General features: G+C 58.4%; 14 protein-coding genes. All 14 read right to left on the reverse strand.

The annotated features are described in order from the left end of the window. The 14 genes from FNA67_RS00375 to FNA67_RS00440 all read right to left on the reverse strand — a co-directional run bounded on the left by FNA67_RS00375 (position 1) and on the right by FNA67_RS00440 (position 16,880). Positions 1-1,173, reverse strand: coding sequence for a glycosyltransferase (locus tag FNA67_RS00375; protein WP_082202326.1), 1,173 nt, complete (start codon positions 1,171-1,173; stop codon positions 1-3). 19 nt (positions 1,174-1,192) lie between these two features. Then, on the reverse strand, positions 1,193-4,207 hold the full coding sequence (locus FNA67_RS00380; protein WP_147654676.1) for a glycosyltransferase: 3,015 nt from the start codon (positions 4,205-4,207) through the stop codon (positions 1,193-1,195). After that, positions 4,195-6,096, reverse strand: a complete 1,902-nt coding sequence (gene asnB / locus FNA67_RS00385) for an asparagine synthase (glutamine-hydrolyzing) (RefSeq protein WP_147654677.1) — start codon at positions 6,094-6,096, stop codon at positions 4,195-4,197. Before asnB ends, FNA67_RS00380 begins: the two co-directional genes overlap by 13 nt. Before the next feature lie 19 nt (positions 6,097-6,115). Further along, positions 6,116-7,006, reverse strand: a complete 891-nt coding sequence (locus tag FNA67_RS00390; RefSeq protein ID WP_170267155.1) for a class I SAM-dependent methyltransferase — start codon at positions 7,004-7,006, stop codon at positions 6,116-6,118. Positions 7,007-7,055: 49 nt separating this feature from the next. Continuing rightward, positions 7,056-8,015, reverse strand: a complete 960-nt coding sequence (locus tag FNA67_RS00395; protein ID WP_147654679.1) for a polysaccharide deacetylase family protein — start codon at positions 8,013-8,015, stop codon at positions 7,056-7,058. Continuing rightward, the gene (locus FNA67_RS00400) at positions 8,009-8,935 is read right to left on the reverse strand and encodes a class I SAM-dependent methyltransferase (RefSeq protein WP_147654680.1); all 927 of its coding nucleotides are present in this window, start codon (positions 8,933-8,935) and stop codon (positions 8,009-8,011) included. The genes FNA67_RS00395 and FNA67_RS00400 overlap by 7 nt, the downstream gene beginning before the upstream one ends. Then, positions 8,932-9,591, reverse strand: coding sequence for a hypothetical protein (locus FNA67_RS00405; protein WP_049707211.1), 660 nt, complete (start codon positions 9,589-9,591; stop codon positions 8,932-8,934). The genes FNA67_RS00400 and FNA67_RS00405 overlap by 4 nt, the downstream gene beginning before the upstream one ends. Before the next feature lie 25 nt (positions 9,592-9,616). Continuing rightward, entirely contained in the window at positions 9,617-10,513 is an 897-nt protein-coding gene (locus FNA67_RS00410) for a methyltransferase domain-containing protein (RefSeq protein WP_049707212.1), read from the reverse strand. Beyond that, positions 10,513-11,712 (reverse strand): glycosyltransferase, encoded by a 1,200-nt coding sequence (locus FNA67_RS00415; protein WP_147654681.1) that lies wholly within the window; start codon positions 11,710-11,712, stop codon positions 10,513-10,515. The genes FNA67_RS00410 and FNA67_RS00415 overlap by 1 nt, the downstream gene beginning before the upstream one ends. Next, on the reverse strand, positions 11,712-12,551 hold the full coding sequence (locus FNA67_RS00420; RefSeq protein ID WP_170267156.1) for a class I SAM-dependent methyltransferase: 840 nt from the start codon (positions 12,549-12,551) through the stop codon (positions 11,712-11,714). The genes FNA67_RS00415 and FNA67_RS00420 overlap by 1 nt, the downstream gene beginning before the upstream one ends. A 197-nt stretch (positions 12,552-12,748) precedes the next feature. Then, positions 12,749-13,528: a class I SAM-dependent methyltransferase gene (locus FNA67_RS00425; RefSeq protein WP_147654683.1), complete on the reverse strand. Its 780-nt coding sequence runs from the start codon at positions 13,526-13,528 to the stop codon at positions 12,749-12,751. After that, a complete protein-coding gene (locus FNA67_RS00430; protein ID WP_147654684.1) occupies positions 13,521-14,843 on the reverse strand; it encodes a DegT/DnrJ/EryC1/StrS family aminotransferase in 1,323 nt (440 codons plus the stop codon). The genes FNA67_RS00425 and FNA67_RS00430 overlap by 8 nt, the downstream gene beginning before the upstream one ends. 40 nt (positions 14,844-14,883) lie before the next feature. Beyond that, entirely contained in the window at positions 14,884-15,678 is a 795-nt protein-coding gene (locus tag FNA67_RS00435; protein WP_170267157.1) for a GNAT family N-acetyltransferase, read from the reverse strand. Positions 15,679-16,037: 359 nt separating this feature from the next. Beyond that, complete coding sequence (locus FNA67_RS00440; protein ID WP_170267158.1) at positions 16,038-16,880, reverse strand: sulfotransferase domain-containing protein; 843 nt, start codon at positions 16,878-16,880, stop codon at positions 16,038-16,040.

The raw sequence follows: 16,880 nt of genomic DNA on the forward strand, positions 1-16,880 counted from the left end.
CTAGAAAATTTCGGGCCGAAGGCTCTTCGACAATCCGCGTCCATCCCGAACCGATTGATACAGAGTTTCGTACGCGTCGATACAGGCGTCGAGCGAAAAAAGTTGTTCGACACGCTCCCGCGCTGCCACGCCCATGAGCTGTCGGTCGCGCGCCTCGCCCAATCGTTCGAGCGCGTGAGCCAAGGAGCGTTCGTCGTGCGCCGGTACGACAAAGCCCGTCAAGCCGTCCGAGACCGCTTCAGCATTGCCGCCAACATCGGTTACCACCGCCGGCAGGCGTGCTGCCATGTATTCCAGCACGGCATTGGAGAAGCCCTCTTCGTGTGAAGCCAGGACTCCGACGTCTGCCGCCTTGAGCAGAGACGGTACGTCTGTTCGTGGCCCAGCCCAGATTACTCGATCCGCCAGACCGAGACTTTCGGCGCAAGCTCGCAGTGCACCGAGAATGCCATCATCGCGGCCCACGACGATCAATCGCCACCGCTCGGGCAACTCGGCGATTGCCAGCGCACGGAGCAGATCCTCGTGTCCCTTGTATGGGATAAGGTTGGCAACCTTGATAAAGACGAGCTCATCCTCGCCGATCCCCAGTTCAACGCGCACTGCCGCCCGGTCCTGGACGTCCGAGAAGGGGGCGAGATCAATGCCGTTGCGGATCAGCCCCAGCCGTTCCAGGGGCGCTCCCTCGGTCTTGAGGTCGGCGACCACCGGCAGAGAATTGCCGATGAGCGCGTCCATCTTTCCGTGCAGCCATCGTTCCACCCGCGCCATGGAAGGATGCTTGCGTTGGTAGAAGTTACGGCTTCGGCGGCTCATCACTTTTCGCGGTGACCCCGTGAGCAGGGAGCATAGTCCACCCAGCAGGTATGCCTGTGGGAGAAAAAAATGAACAGTGTTCGGTCGGGTAGTGAGTAAGTGAATCGACAAGGACCAAGAGGCTACGATCAGCCTCAGCATTCTGTAGGGAGCATTGGCAGGTCCGGGCGCTAGCGCAGGAGCGTAGACGCGTATCCCTTGTTCTTCGAGCAGGCGAGCCTGTGCGCCGGGCTCGGAAAGCGCAAAGACCTCCACCGTGTAGCCTCGCTTGGCAAGCTGCGGAAGCACCTGAACAAGGTGCCGTTCCGCTCCGCCGTAGTTGAGGGAACCAATGACGAAAAGGATTCGATCGCTCACAGCCGCCGGTCCGCCTCTGTCATCCGGTCTTTCCGTAAACGTCGATCGTTTCCTTGATCATACGCTCCACCGAGAAGCGTTCCCGCATGCTGACGGGCCCACGGTCTCGGGCGCGCTTCCTCAGGTCGGGGTCCTTCAGTACCTTGAGTATGCCGTCCACAAAATCGGAAACAGCCTGGCTGGGGATGATCACCCCAGTATCTCCATCAGTAAAGACCTCGCCAACACCCCCGACGTCTGACGCGACGACCGGGACGCCCTCGGCCTGAGCTTCCACCACCACGTTCGGCAGCCCTTCCACTGACGATGTGAGCAGGAAGACGTCCATGGCGGCCAGCAACTCAACCGCGTCGGGCCGGCGCCCCAGAAGGCTGACACTGCCTCTGAGCGGCGAAGACTCAATCCTTTTCTTGAGGTCCGCCATCATCGGGCCATCGCCAACAATAATGAAATGCGCGTCCGTTCGCGCTTCCTTCGTCCGTTCAGCAATATCCAGCCACAGATCGGGCTGCTTTTCCTGTGACAGCCGCATGATGGTGCCCACCAGTGCGGCGTCGACGGGAATGCCCAGGGTGGCACGAATGCGACGGGAAATGGCCTCGCGATCCCCGCTCAGTGCAGGAAAATCGAAACCGTTGCGGATCACGCGGATGTCCGCTGTGAGGCCCGCCCATTGCCTATAGTCACGGGCGCCCGCCTCCGAGTTGTTGAGGATCGTCACGTTGGGCTGCTTGGCAAGTAGCCTATAAAGCGGCCTCATGTACCTCTGATGGAAAGGAAAGTTGTGGGGCGCCAGGCTGCGGCAGCCGATCACCACCTTCGGAACGCCGGCAAGCACTGCAGCGATGCCGGCCGTCACGTTGATGTCATCGAGCCAGGTATGCACGATTTCCGGCCGCCGTTCGCTGAACACCCGGAAGTAGCTGAGGAAGGCGTCTCGGCGTACGCCGAGCCGTCCCATTGCCTGCACGACCAAAAGTTGGCGGGAGGTCAGCTCCCCCGTCGAACTTGCTCGCAGCGCCTCGTCCCAGAGGTGCAGGCAGGGAATCTCGGCTTCCTCGAGCGCCGGATAGAAGAAATCATACGGCGGCACCAGCGGTTGGGCGCACAGCAGTGAGATATCCGTGACCCCAGCTGCCTTAAGGCCCAGCAGCGTATTGGCGGTCTGGCGTTCGCTGCCACCCGGCCCCAGCGAACCAGTCACGAGCATGACCCGGCCGGCAACAGCTTTGGTTGGCGAGGGACGCGCGGCGATATTGCGCCGAATGACATCCACCGAAAATCCCGGCATGGCTTGATCGAGCAGCCGACCTACCGCAGCGCGGCTGAACCGGTATCGCAGAGAGCCAGCGCCGGCGGCAACGAGAAGTGCGGCTGTGCTGGCGCGCACTGTTCCAAGATCCCGGTCGTGGAACACCACGTGTCGAACCTTGCGCCGCATCAGATGATAGGTCGTCTTGACACCGAACGGCCACTGCGCTCCTGGCACGAAATAGTGAAGTTCTGCAGAAAGGCGTCCCGGAAGCGTCAGCGCCCCAGCCGCAGGGTCCCACCCACCGCAACGATCCGGAAGCAGATCTGCAAGGGCGGGATCGGCACCGGTCAGGATGACACTTTCGACGTCAGGCCGGGCCAGCAAAGCCTCCGCCGCCGAGGCATCCGAGTTCCACAGCATTGCCGTCACCGTTCCCTTGGCACGGCCTCTCCGTTCATCAAGAGCCGCAGCAACGCCTTCCGGCGACAACAGAGGAGGTTGCCGTTCTTCGCTTGCCGCGATTTTCGGACTTCCAGAAAGCAGGGCGGCCTCGAACCTCTCGGCTACCTGTTCAATCCCGAAAGCGTCCAAGCTTGCCCCCGAAGGGATTGGCCCAGCCGCACCGGAAGTCTCCCATTGCTGGAACGATTCAGCCAGAGCCGCGAGTATTCCCTCGTAGTCCTCAGGATCGACCACCGGGCAGCCGGCGCCTCGCAGCGCCTCGGCGGAAGCGCCGCGCCCAGGTGTGATGCCCAGGATCGGGCGTTTCAGCATGAAATAGTCAACGATCTTGCTCGGCAGGAACACACTCGTATCCGCCGGCGCGTCAATCAGGAGCAAAAGATCCGCCGACTGTGCACTCGCGAGGCTTTCCAGGTAGGTTTTGCTGCCCGTGAAGGTCACGAGTCCGTCCACCCCGAGATCGGTGGCGGTTTGTCGCAACGCGTCGTCCGCATGGCCGATGAGTTCGAGCCGCAGCGCAATGTTGCCGTGCCGCGCATCCGCCAGAGCCTTTACGGCGCGCAAGACAAGGTCGGGTTTGCGATGCCCGTAAAAATTGCCGGTGTGCACGATGCGCATCACCGGCTCCTGCGCCTTTGGTCGTTCCAGAAGCGGCAGCAGATCGGGCTCCATACCGTGCGGAACGACATGTACCTTTTTCTGCCATTCTGGCGGGTACTTGGCCATCACAAGATCGGCAGTGTACTGGTTGACGAATATCACAGCATCGGCCGAGCCGATCACATCCCGCTCTTGGCGCAAAGCTGCCGCGCGTTCGGTTTCACTCGAAAATTGTCGATAGGCGCTATCCACCCAAGGGTCGCTGAAGTGGGCGATCCACGGAAAATCGGGCAGGCTCCGCTTCAGCCTCAACCCCACCGCGTGGTCGACCCAAGGCTGCGCGAAGGTAATCATGGCGTCATGTCTGCCGTCGCGAATCTCTCGCCGCATAACTTGCGCGGCGCGACGCACCCAGTTGTCCGTCCTGATATCGGCAGGTGGCCGGAATCGCCGCCAGAGCCTTAGCCATATCGGGCTTGGCTCTTTCTCTTCACGAAGCTCGACTGGAATGCAGTGGTAGGCGCCGTTGTAGAAGTCCTGCAGCCCGCTATCGATCGTTGCAAACGGCTCCGCATCGGGGGTCACCGTCACTACGGTCGTTTCCCAGCCACGGGCCTGAAGACCTCGTAGAGACCGGGAAATTTGCAGCGAACGAGGAAAAACCAGCGGCGGCATCGTCCATGACAGGGCCAGCAATCGTCCTTTTAGACCAGCCATCGCCGCATCCACAACTCGAGTATCAGTACGTTCCAAAGCCGGTGTCGATCCATCATGCCGGCCGTCCGATCGGTGCCGGCGCGCACGACCGCGGCAAGGGCCTCTGGCGTAAGCCAGTTCGTCAGTTGCGCGGAAGGCGATAGCATGTCTTGGGCCCATTGCTTGAGTTCGGTCGACAGCCAACCATAAACCGGCACTGGAAACCCCTGCTTGGGGCGATCCACGATCTCGCGCGGCAACCGCGCCTCGGCATATCGCCGAAGGATCTCTTTGGAGCGATAGACACCGTTCACGGAGGGACCCGCCTTCAGTCGAGTGGGCAGGGCGCCCGCCCACTCTACAAGGCGATAATCCAAGAACGGCGTGCGCAGTTCGACAGAATTGGCCATGGACATGCGATCGGCCTTCATCAGCAAGTCCTCGACCAGCCAATCCTGCGAATAGAGGTACAATGCCTGGTTGAGGGGTGGCTGGTCTCCGAGTTGATCCAGGATCTGCCGCGGGCGATCGAAACTGTCAGGCCACGTCCCATTGGCACGAAGCAACTGCAGTTTGTCTGCCGAGGACCAGTAGTTGGTCATTGAAATGGGCTCAGGCACAGCACGCTGATCGCAAATAGTGGATGCATCGGACCGCAACCGGGCAAAGCGTCCCGAGATGCCTGCCAACAGCCCGCCCAGGCGGCCATTTGCCCAGCGAGGAAGGGCGGCCCTTGCTGCCGCCGCTCGATCCCAAAGCTGAGCTCTCTGCTCGAAGTTGTAGCCGGCGAAAATCTCGTCGCTCCCCTCCCCGGAGAGGGCTACCGTCACATGCTGCCCCGCAAGCTTTGAAACATAGTAGAGCGGTACGGACGCCAGATCGGCCATGGGCTCATCGGCATACCAGACCAGATCCGTGAGAAAACCCATGAAATCAGAGGCGCCGATGGACACCTCGTGGTGGTCAGTGTCGAAATACCGCGCAACCGTTCTGGCATAGGGCAACTCGTCGGTTTCCGGTGAACCGGCGAAGGAAACCGAAAACGTCATCAGCCTGTCGGTCGAGTTTCGCGCGGCGCTCACGACTGCGCTTGAGTCGAGGCCGCCACTGAGGGTTATGCCCACTGGCACATCGGCGCGCATGCGCAAAGCCACTGCATCCTCGAACAGGTCTGCAAATTCCTGATCATAGACCGCGTCTGGACGTTCTTCGCTCTTGTCCGGCGCCCGCATGGGCATTTGCCACCAGCGCTCGACACGGGGCAATGGATCCTCAAGTTCCATCGTCAAAACATGCCCTGGGGGCAGCTTGGATATTCCCATCCATATGGAATCGGGAGCAGGCACATAGCGGAAGGTCAGGAAGTCCCAGATCGCACGAGGGTTCACCTCCTTGTCGACCAGGCCGCTGGCGAGGATGGCCTTGATCTCCGAACCGAAGACGAGGCCACCTTTGACCGGCGCGTAGTAGACGGGCTTCACTCCGAGCCGATCACGAACGAGATGCAGGCGCTTTGTCCGTCCGTCCCAGATGGCGACGCCAAACATGCCGTTCATACGGTGAAAGCCGCTCAATCCTTCCCGTTCGTAGAGGCGAAGCAGAACCTCGGTGTCAGAAGAGGTACGAAAGGTACAACCCTGGCTTCGCATCTCCGCCCGCAGCGCCTCGTGGTTGTAGACCTCGCCATTTAGCATGACCCAGATATTGCCATCCTGGCTGGACATGGGCTGATGCCCGCCGGCCAGGTCGACGATGCTCAAGCGGCGAAAGCCGAACCCAACACCGTCGTCGACATGAAAACCTGAGTCGTCGGGGCCGCGATGCACGATCGCGTCGGACATGCGACGCAGGCGGGCTTCAGCCTCGTCGCTCCGGTCAAGATTGCCGATCCACCCCGTGATACCGCACATGAGCTAAAAACCGGCCCGCTCAAGACACTTTGCGGGCGATTACATGATGACTTGCATGATCCATCGTCCGTCGGATGTCGCCAAATCCAGCGCGCTGCAGCCACAATTGGATTTCGTAGAATGAATAGGTGTCGTTTATTTCGGGCGAAACCGCGTCGAACCAGCCGCCGGCCTGGTCCCCCTTGAGGCCCTGGAGGAACTTTAGCCGGTCGTCAAAGCTCATCACGCTAGTGTGGCGACGTAGGCTCTCAACCTCGGTGTAATATGCGAACTCTCCCGAATCCCGGCCGGTCGGCTCACCGTAGAGCATCAGGAAGATGTAGCCGCCGGGCTTCACCAGCGACGCAATGTTGCTGAAGGCCCCATAGGTGTTGCCGGTGTGATGCAATACCCCGAACGACCAAACCAGGTCGAACGTCGAGGATAGATCGATAGGTCTGGTGAGGTCGTGCTGCCGGACAACAACCCGATCACCGAACTCGGCGCAGGCCCTCCGGGTGTGATCGACACCGGACGCGGATTGGTCGAGAGCCGTCACCAAAGCTCCCATCGACGCCATCGCCCACGAGAACCGGCCAGATCCGCACCCGGCATCCAGCACCGTCTTTCCAGTGAACCAGTCCCGCGGAAGCCCGCTATACTGGCAGACAAGCCTGGGTTCACGCTCGCGAATCTCAGGGTGGTTGTCGATCCAGCTGCCGTCATCCGTGTGACCCCACTGGTAGTCAAAGCTATCCTTGGTCTGACGCTGCATAGGCAGGTCGTGAATGATGTCGGCCGTAAGGTAGCGGACAAGCGAGCGCAGCCGGCTGACTTCGAGCTGAAGATAGTCGCTTTCGTATCGCAACTTGCGGACTTCCTCGGCCAGGCCGGGGGGAGTAGTGGCATCCGCCGGCAGCAGACGCTGCAACAAAGTCCTCAAGCCCATTTCTATCCTGTTCTTTCACTGGGTTTGGCGCTTAGGGCCGATTTCCTGGCTGTGTCCCGATCAATGCGGCAGCTTCGGTGCCGGTCAGGGAAACGAGGCGACGAGCTGACAGGTGCTGCATGGCTCGTTCGAAAGGAGCCTGACCAATGACATGGGCCGGATCACCATACCATGACAGGATGCCCGGAATACCTTGCTCGATCAGGGTATCGACAGTTTCGATCATGAGGTCTGCATAGTCCTCGGACAATGCATAGTCGCGTCGATCCGTAAGGTAGGTCCAGGAATCGAGAATGGTCGTAGGTGCCCGGACAGATCCTGACGTGGGCAGTTCGACAAGGCCCCCAACGTCATAAACCGGGCCATGCGCATAAGCGGCCGTAGGACTGGTGGTAGAGCAATAGCGATAGCCAAGCTGGCGGGCCAAGGAGTAGACCAGTTCCAGGTGTTCCGGCTCCTGGAAATGTCCAAAATGCGGAGCGCGGAAGCCGGCCGGCGCCCGACCGATTACCTCCCTAACCGCTTGATGCCCTTGGCGGATATCCTCGGCGACGGCGGCTTCGTCCATTTCGTGATAAAAAGTCGTACTCACGTACCGGTCCTCGTGCCAGGCGGCATGAGGCAGGTATCCATGGTTGATGAATTCTACGCCTTGCGTGGCCAACGACTCATAGACGGCGGCTCCGTTGCGCAACTGCGTACCGGGAACGGCCATCGTCATCTTGATGCCAAGGCCGCCGAGAAAGGCATGAAGCTCTTCGGATGCGGCTATATCGAGATCGGTGTCGCAATCAAATGAAAGGAACAGATAGAGCCGGTCCAATCCGGTGTTCCTTGCTTTGTCGCCAAGAGCGGCAAATGGTCCAACTGCTGGGACGTACGGGGCGTTCCCCGCGTCGGCGCCGCTGAAACGGCGACTGATCACGCCCATTGGATCGTGCAGCAACCGCTTCAACCGTCTGCCAGCACGGTCCAGCTCTGCTTTCACCATTGTGGCTTCCCGCCGGTCATCCACAGGCTCCAGCCCCACCGGCGGGCCAGCGCTTTGGTGAAGGGGAGGGGAAACCGCCGTCCCAGTTGAGGAAGCCAAGTATTGAGGGCTTCCGGCACGTCTGTTCCGAGGATGCGAACGTCAAGCTCGTCAAACTGCGGCATCAGATCGCGACGAATTTCCTTGGGGGTCACGGGCCAGGTATGAGGGTTGCCTTCCTGCCGCGCGCCATCGCCATAGCGGCTGGATAGCTCGAGGCTGTCAAGGAACTCGCGCTCCATGTTGATGTAGCCCTCCTCCCATCCGACGAGGATCTTCGATAGGATCGAATGCCGGTGATAGAGCATGAGGCCGGCTCGCCCCCCCGGTTTCAAAACCCGGTACATCTCGGCGATCGCCTTGCGGATTCCCGGCGTATGATGCACGACGCCCCAAGAATAGACGAAATCGAACTGGGCATCGTCGAATGGAAGCCTTTCGGCATCGACCTGCCGGATATCCCCTTCCAGTCCGAAAACGGCGAAGCGCTGGCGTGTCTGCTCGACTGCCACCGGATTTAGGTCGATGGCAGTTATCTGGGCGCCCTGCCGGGCCCAGTTCATCGCCATGCAGCCCATGCCGCAGCCGATTTCGAGGACCCTGGCGCCGCGATAGCGATCATAATCGAAGATGCGACCGAATGGGGCATTCGCCAGGTGAATTGGCTGATTCCACCGATAGAATACCTGATCAGCAAGTTCGAAGAACCGGCGTGAACCCAGTTCAGCTTCTTCGATCTGGCCGTCGGGAAAGGTGTAGACCGCCCGGCCGTGGTCTTCACCATAGGTCATGGGCGCGGCCGCCCACCATCTGCGGATGTTGTCCTTCTTCTGACCTGCGAAGTCAGGTTCTTCGTGTTCCGGCCGGTGACTGTCGCTCATGTCCGCCCCCGCATGCCGTCCACGGTTGCCAGCACAGCACCGACCGGGAAGGCCACGACCCCCGCAAGGAGCTGGACCAGCCGTGTATTGGCAAGAAAACGTCGCCAACGCAGCTTGCGACGGGCGTTGTTGTCGAGTGTGAAAAGTCTCCGACGACCGTTTAGGACGACCACGCGCTCCAATGCGGCGGTCAGGGCCTGCTTTTCCATAGCAGTCCAGGAGAGACCGATCGCATCAGGATAGGTCAGAATGATGGTATCATACCGGTCCGCCGGGATGGAGGCGCGATGTGCGAGCTTGGCAACGGACACGCGACCGAATCCTGGCGGAGTCACGGTCTCAACGTCGCCGCCGAGGCTCGCATCGATCAGGAGATCACATGTGCTGAAATGCGCCTGGCCCAAGAGGGATTGTATCATGTCCAGCTGATACTCGCGGCTACGCGGATTGGCATAGTGATCGCGATAGGTCGCAACGAACTGGCGCAAGCCAAACAGTGTCAGGATATCGACCACACGGCCCAGTCGCGGCACATCAAGACGCCACGGCCCCTTGCGGGTAGCGCCTCCGCGATAGCCGCACAGCACCACGAGCGCATTGCCGACAAGCCGTGGGGGGCCGTTGAAACGGGCGGCTAACTCCAGTGGCTGATTCATTCAAACCCGTCATTGTTCGAGATGGTCACTTCGTGGCGACCACATACAACGATGACGCTTGCTTGGGCAACACAACCCTTCCCACCGCCTCGAACAGGTCATCGAGCACCTTATGTCGACGCAGTTGACCATCCAGTCGCCAGTCAGGAGGCCCCCAACCCATGTGCTTGACCTCGCTCACCGTGAACCCGGCCGCGCGCATCCTTTCGGTCAATACTTCGGCGGTGTAGAAATGCACGTGATCTGTGGTGGCCAGGACATCCGGCGCCCGGCGGTAAGCCCATTGCCACCACCATGCTCCCTCGTTCGGCGTTCCCAGAACCAGAAGCCCGCCCGGCTTGAGAATTCGATGAATGGTTTCAAGGGCGGCCATGTCGTCGGGGATATGCTCGATCACATGGTTGAAGAACACCACGTCAAAGGCATTGTCCTTGGCCGGATAGTCGAGGATATCGGCCAGGAACAAAGTGGCGTCGGCCATCTGCTTGCGGGCACGAACGAGCCGTACGGCATTGTAGTCACTGCCGTAGAGCTGCTCGGCGAACGCGCTGAGCCAGACCATATGCGTGCCGTCACCGCATCCCAGGTCGAGCAGTGCCTCGGCTTTTGTACGGCCACGCCGCGCCAATTCGCGCGCTAGCAGATCCTGCACATAGAGGCGCCGCTTCTTAAGATGGTGACGCCAGGGGGAAACTGCCTCCGCTGGCTGTTCTTCGAGGTACCAGCCTGGATTGACCTGCCGCGCTCGCGCGATATCGCTTTCATGCGCCACCGGATCGGCGACCAAAACGGCGACACCGTCTTCGGCGGGGTAATGAGCACCGCAAGCGGTGCAGAGCACTTCATTGTCGGATATCGCCAGCTCGCCGGATCGGCAGCGGGGGCAGCGCAGGCGGGAGTAGTCTGCAGCACTTTTCGTCATCAGGCGGGCATCCCGGGCACGGCGGCGCCGCGCTTCGCCAGTATAGTTCGATAGATCCCGGCGAACTTGGCCTCCGTGATCGCTGGCGACCAGTGCGCGTTGGCATGGGCAAAGGCCCTTCGTCCCAATGCCGCTCGCTCCTCATCGTCCTCCAGAAGCTGCCTCAGCGCTCCAAGATAGTCGTCGACGGTGTTTTCGACCAAACGCAGGAAGTCACCCTCTTCGAACTCTGGCACCGGAGCTCCGATGCGGCGGTTGATAACGACCGGGAGCCCCGTCAACACCGCTTCCAGCACCGACTTGCTGATCTCCCAGTATTCGGTGTGCACGGCGAATATATCTGACTCGGCAAGCAGGTCGCAGAGCTTGTCATTGGGAACGGCCGGCAAGAACTTAACTCTATCGGCCAAGTTCAAGTCGGCAACGAGTGCCTCCAGTCGAGGCCGGATAGGTCCGTCACCTACTATGCTGAACTCTACCCGTTCCATGAGGGCGATCGCTCGAATTATGTTCTCGGGATTCTTCTCCTCGAACAACCGGCCAACGTAAATGATGCGCGCCGGATCGTGGAGCGCATAGTCCGACTTCTTTCGCAGGTAGAGCTTGTTGAGGACGTTGTAGCAGACCTCGACGTGCTCGACGCCGACTCTCTCGAGGTAAGGAAGAATGGGCTTGTAAACCGGCATCACCAGGTCTGCGTTTCGCAGGGCCTCGCCTTCCAGGTAGTCATAAAAGCGATTATGCCGAACTTGGCTGGGCGCAAGATCCGCCCCGACGTGGCGCCGTACCGGGTTGACATCGGGGTTGATGTGGAGGCTGACGACGTAAGGTATGCCCAGACGAGCCTTGATGCGGCTGGCCAGATAGGTGTTCCAGTCGGCGCCGTGGCACCGGATCATGTCGGGAGCGATCTGCCGCGCGATCTCGACCCCGCCTTCTGCCCATTGCCGCAACCGCCAGCCAGCCAGCCAGGCCGGACGCTTCCCCACAAGGTTGAGATCGTCGGGATAATTGTGAACGGTGAGCCGGGCGCGCCCCACAGTGTGCTGCAATTGATCGAGCGGTGGCCGATCGTCAGTCGTGGTAAGAATGTGAACTTCGTCAAAGACGCCGCCGGGGTTGTAGTACTCCGGCTGGTATTCCCCCTTGATCAGGATGTCGGAAATCCGGTCGGGAACGATAACGAGCAGTTTGGCCACTAGGTGCTCCCAACGGGCTTGCGGGCGGAGAGGATAACGGAGGGTCTGCCTGGATTGTAGAAGTCAACGAAGCGTGGCCAGTAGCGCATCATATTTGCCAGATTTCCAGGTCGTAGCGCCATGGATAGGCCGGTGCCGAGTTCCTGCAGCTCAAATCCGCGTCGTCTTAGGCTCCCCAGCACTTCCCAATTGGTCCGGCAGAACACGGACGTTTCGAAATACCGTGAGTCCCGCCCCAGCGAACGCAGATATTCGGCGGCCTTCTTTCGGTCGTGGCGCAGTTCAGGTTTCCATGGCACATGGTAATGCGCCTCGAGACGCTTGGCTGCATAATTGGGGCATTCTATGAGAACCATCCCGCCTGGGCGCAGGATTCGAAAGGCAGTCTCCAGCATGTCGTCGCAGGATTCGATGTGCTCCAATACGTTCCAGAACGCGACCGCGTCCAGACTGTTCTGGGGGACGTCCAACTTGGTAGCGTCACCCATGATGAACACTGCTTCCGGGTCATCCTGGGGCCGGACGCGCTCCAGCCGGCGTCGGGCAAACTCTACCTCGAAGGGTGCTATTTCCACACCGGTGACATCGAAGCCGGCCTCACGACCCGCAACCACTGTACTTCCAAAACCGCAACCGATGTCGAGCACCTTCGCGCTGGCAGGCAGGCGTGCCAGAAGCACCTGAACGACATACCCCGCAAACGAATAGCCGACATAGTTGGCTAGATGGGCGCGGATGGCCTCCTCCGTGAAGGCACCCGAATAGAGGCGATGGAGATATTCCGTTAAGCCGTCTCTCTCGCTTTCGAGGAACGGAGGATCGCGAAAGTCCGAGTCCATTATCATTCATCTCTCGTCATAAAGACTCTGGAACCAAACAAACGAAAGACGTTTGACACAATTCATGTTCAGCACGGCCCGCCCTCCATAAACCGGTAGCCTTCGGTCACCCCAGATATAGCGGGCACCAACCTTCCAAGTCACCTAAAGGCAGGGTCGTTTGAAACTGCGGCAGCCAGTAAAAGAAAAGGCTCGTTTTAGCACTTCTCGCACACCAAAACGTGTCGGAAAGCATAACGTCGGAGGATCGGCAGCGAACTGATCCACTCATCGAGCATTCGTCCAGCGACGCGACGCGACAGAAGTGTCTTCCATCCAGGATGAAGCAACGGCCAGAGCCAGCGAGGCTTATCAGCCCACATAGGAAGAATCTGAAAGCATCGATGTTCGATGATTCGTAGTCCGCTAGCCTGGCATATTGAATCAATCGACGGCACATCAACTCCGCACAATTGCGAAAGGTCGGGATACTCTCTGCAGACAATTCCGTTTAGTGACCTTTCGTTCCCAAGGTCTAGAAGGCAGCGTCCGCCTTGGCGCAGCACCCGCGATATCTCAGAAAAAACAGATTCGACATCTGCGACATAATATAAAGAGCTAAGGGAGTATAGAGCATCGACCGCCTCATCCTCAATTGGGATACTTTTGGCATCACATTGTATGAAATCTACGTTACCAATCCCGCTTTGCTTCGCGGCTTTCTCGGCAAACTCGATAAATGGGGCGCTGAAATCCAGTCCGATACCTCTACGTCTTCCCCGCGCAGTTTCGTGCAGATGGACGCCTGAACCACAGCAAAGATCGACGATGACATCGCCCGGAAGATATTGCTCGATCAGGTCGAATTTTAGGCGCAACATCCTTTCGACGTAACTACCATCTGCAGATGGACGCGATAAACTAATTGTTTCAGCCTTATAGATGCCAGATGTGTATTTTTTGCGCGTGGCATCTTCTATAGCTCTTCTGTCAATCATGAAAGTTCTCGGCAAAGTCGCGAATGGAGCGCTTTATCCTCTTTAGTTCCTGCGTCGTCAGATTTGGTCGAATAGGAATGTTTAGAACGCAGCCTTTTAGAGCCTCCGTTCGCGGAAGCGCGCGCTGATTGTAGGCTGCAGCAAACGGACGCAAATGTAAGGGGAAGTACATTTCTTCAGTCTCGATACCCCAGTCCAGCAGGTGCGCTCGAAATCGGACCATCAAACTCGGGTTTGAGAAGACCACGGACAGCTTAGTGTATACGTGACATGCAGGCGTCTGAGTCTGAAATAGGTTAGGTGTCAACTCATAACGAAGAAATGAGGCATTGTTCTGTCGAGTGCTAACAATATAATCAAGCTTATCGATTTGACTAATCATGATAAGCGCGTCCCGCGAACTCATTCTGATAGTGCTATCGTATTGAGTAACTAATGAGCGGTCGATCGGTGTCGTATTACCTTCGTGCCGACGATTCCAGTACCGCTTGGCGAAATAGGAGAAGCGCCCGCGGGAAGCGTAGTCGGGCTCATCTTTTAGCATGAAGGCCGCACGCTGGATTTCGTTTTGGTAAACCGACGCGATCAATGCCCCGCCGGCGCTAGCCATAGCATTCTTACCCATGCCGAACGAAAGAATCCGTAAGTCGACGACTTGGCCCGACTGGGACTTTCCGAACGCATGACAGTCATCTTCAATGACAAAGACACCATAATTTCGAGCCGTTTCAACTACGCGATCTAAAGCCATCTGCTTGCCGCAGGTATTTACCGCTAAACAGGCCAGCACTGTGTTGTCAATGTGGCCAATGATATCATCTTCACTGGCAAGAAGATCGTCGTCCACATCGACGAAAAATGGTACTAAGCCTGCTTCAATAATAGGGTCGTAAATACCGCGACATCCAAAGCTTGGAAGCAATACCTTCTTGCGATCAGGATTTTGCTCTGCAAGGACTTGTAGTCCAAGGGCGAGAGCAGATCGACCGCTACCCGTGAGGACCAAAGCGTGTGATTCTGGTATCTCTAGTACGCTACGCAATTTTTGATCAAGACGGTGGCGGCTGCCGGCACTACCTGAGTTACTCATCGTTCCGACTGCAAATTCGCGCTTATCCCAGAACGGACGCATAAAGCGAATAGGCGTCCATGCGCCGCGTTGAATGCGGCGACAAGCGGCAAACGTCTTGGCTTGAAGTGAGCGCACAGCAAAGATGCCGCGCCAAACGACGTCTGCAGTCGCGGTCGACGTGCGTTCACCAAGTACTGCCGCTACAAGCCGTCTGCCGCTGGTGGCAAGTCCTCTTAGTGTCATAGCGATCTTTGCTTCAGCGGCGCGCTTTTCGAGGGAGGATTCATCGCAGCCATGAGGTTACTTTCTTGGCAAGAGTCCTTGCCCTGCCGGTGTGGGCCGGACCTCCACGAAGCACCTCGGCCGCCGCCTGTGGTTTGGCAAACTGCCGTCGTGCCCTAAACAGCCGATGCGTTTCGCCGCCAAACTTTGTCTTGAAAGTCGTAAGCCCCTGCTGCTTGGAGTTGTCGGTTCCTGGAAACACAGCGCCACAATCATACCACAAGATGCCGCTCCGTCGTGCTCCCAGCATCGCCTCCCAAAATAGAAGATAGCCCGAACCCGAAGTCGCACTTCCGGTTGCAGAGCATCCGGTGTGATAGTAGGCGGCCTCGCCGAACCAAGAGTCGTTGTGATACGCGACCGCGGTGCCGTCTTTATCCCGCACGCACCAAAGGGCAGCATTGCCCCGAGGGGCCATGCGCTCCGCGATCCCGGCGAAGTAGGATCGTGGGTGAGGGGGAACTCCCGTCCGGACATAGGTTTCGCAGTGTAGCGCGTAATAGTGATCGAGAGACTGGAGCCAGTCGACTCGCTCGACGCAGTAACCAGCATCCTGAGCTAATCGAATCTGCCTGCGCGCATCAGAAGAGAAACCCTGCCAGATAAGTTCCTCCGATACACTAAGATCAATAACCTGAGATAGGCCTGAAACATCCTCGAAACTGCTGAGCGCCAGTGGATTGACGCCCCATGCTGCTGTTAATGAAGTCTTGGTGACAGGCATCAGCGTCACCTCAAAGGCCGAAGCGCCAGCCCTTAGTGCAATCTCAGCACTCTGCGAGAGTGCTTCGTCCATGACTCTGCGCCTAGCTTTGGGCGTCAAACCAGCGACTAGTATTGGTCCCGCCCCGCCCCATCCCGAGGAGGCCGCAATGCCGCTGTGGGGGTTGAGCTGTAACGGCACCACCGCGATAAGCTTGCCGTTTTCCTGCATGGCGAAACTTAGGTCCTGGAGGCCCCATCTCTCAACCTGCAGGATTAACTCCTGCCATTCGTAAAGCGCGAAGGTCCAGCCGTCGGGGGAGGCGCGCACTATCGTATCCCATTCCAGTTTGCCAACAGCGTCTCGAGACAAAACCGCCCGACTGCTCCCGCTTGTCTTGCTCCCCATTAGGCTGTGCTCCCTACGCGCAACGCCAAGTAGCCACACAAGCTCTACGTATAGCCGTAGATTTGGGGCATCTCCGCCTGCACTCGCTCTTCGAGATCAGCAATTATCTCTGGGGGCAGCTCGGTTCGATAGCCTGCAACCTTCCCGTTCCTGATGTGAAACGCGTCTGGGTTGCTCCTGTCCCCGTCACCAAAGGCGTGAAACCCTGAAGATTTATAGACCAAACGAGTGCCGGAGGCCTCCAGCCCCTTAAGATTTTCGAACGATGAAAAGGATACAGCGTCGCGGATCGCGTTCTCGTCGACGCGCTCTTCGAGGAAAGCCACCAACCGAGACAACTGGCCAGTCGTATCCCTATGAGTGTCCTCATATCGCGCACAAAGAAAACTGCCAACCGCCGTGTGATGGTCAGCCCACAACTGATAAAATCGTAATAGCTTGTCCAAGCCAAAGACTGGGTCGCTAACGAAATCGCGTAACGTGCCGGAATATTGCGGCGTGGATCTGTGCTTCCAGTGCATAAAACTAGAAACGAGAGTATCAAGCGGGTGGCGGACGAGCAATATGACCTTTTGTTCCAGGAAAGGGGCTATTACATTCTGAAATGTAAGTTCACCAGAATCTTGGTCTGACCACTCAAGGGGCTGGTGAGTAAATATACCCGTAGGTCCATCGTAGCCGCGTGATTTCAGCTCCGCCATTTCGACTGGGTCGAAAAGTGGTAATTCGGGCAGGTTGTGTAAGCTGCGTACGTAACTACCCAGTAAGATGCGAGTCCATGTATTGCCTGTTTTGGGATAGCCTATCGAATAAAAGTCGAAGGCAGTTTTCGCTGGACGAGCGTTTTGCCTTCTATTCTGAAACCAGTTTCTAAGATAATTGGTCAC

The organism is Youhaiella tibetensis (genome assembly GCF_008000755.1).
Classification (GTDB): Bacteria; Pseudomonadota; Alphaproteobacteria; order Rhizobiales; family Devosiaceae; genus Paradevosia; species Paradevosia tibetensis.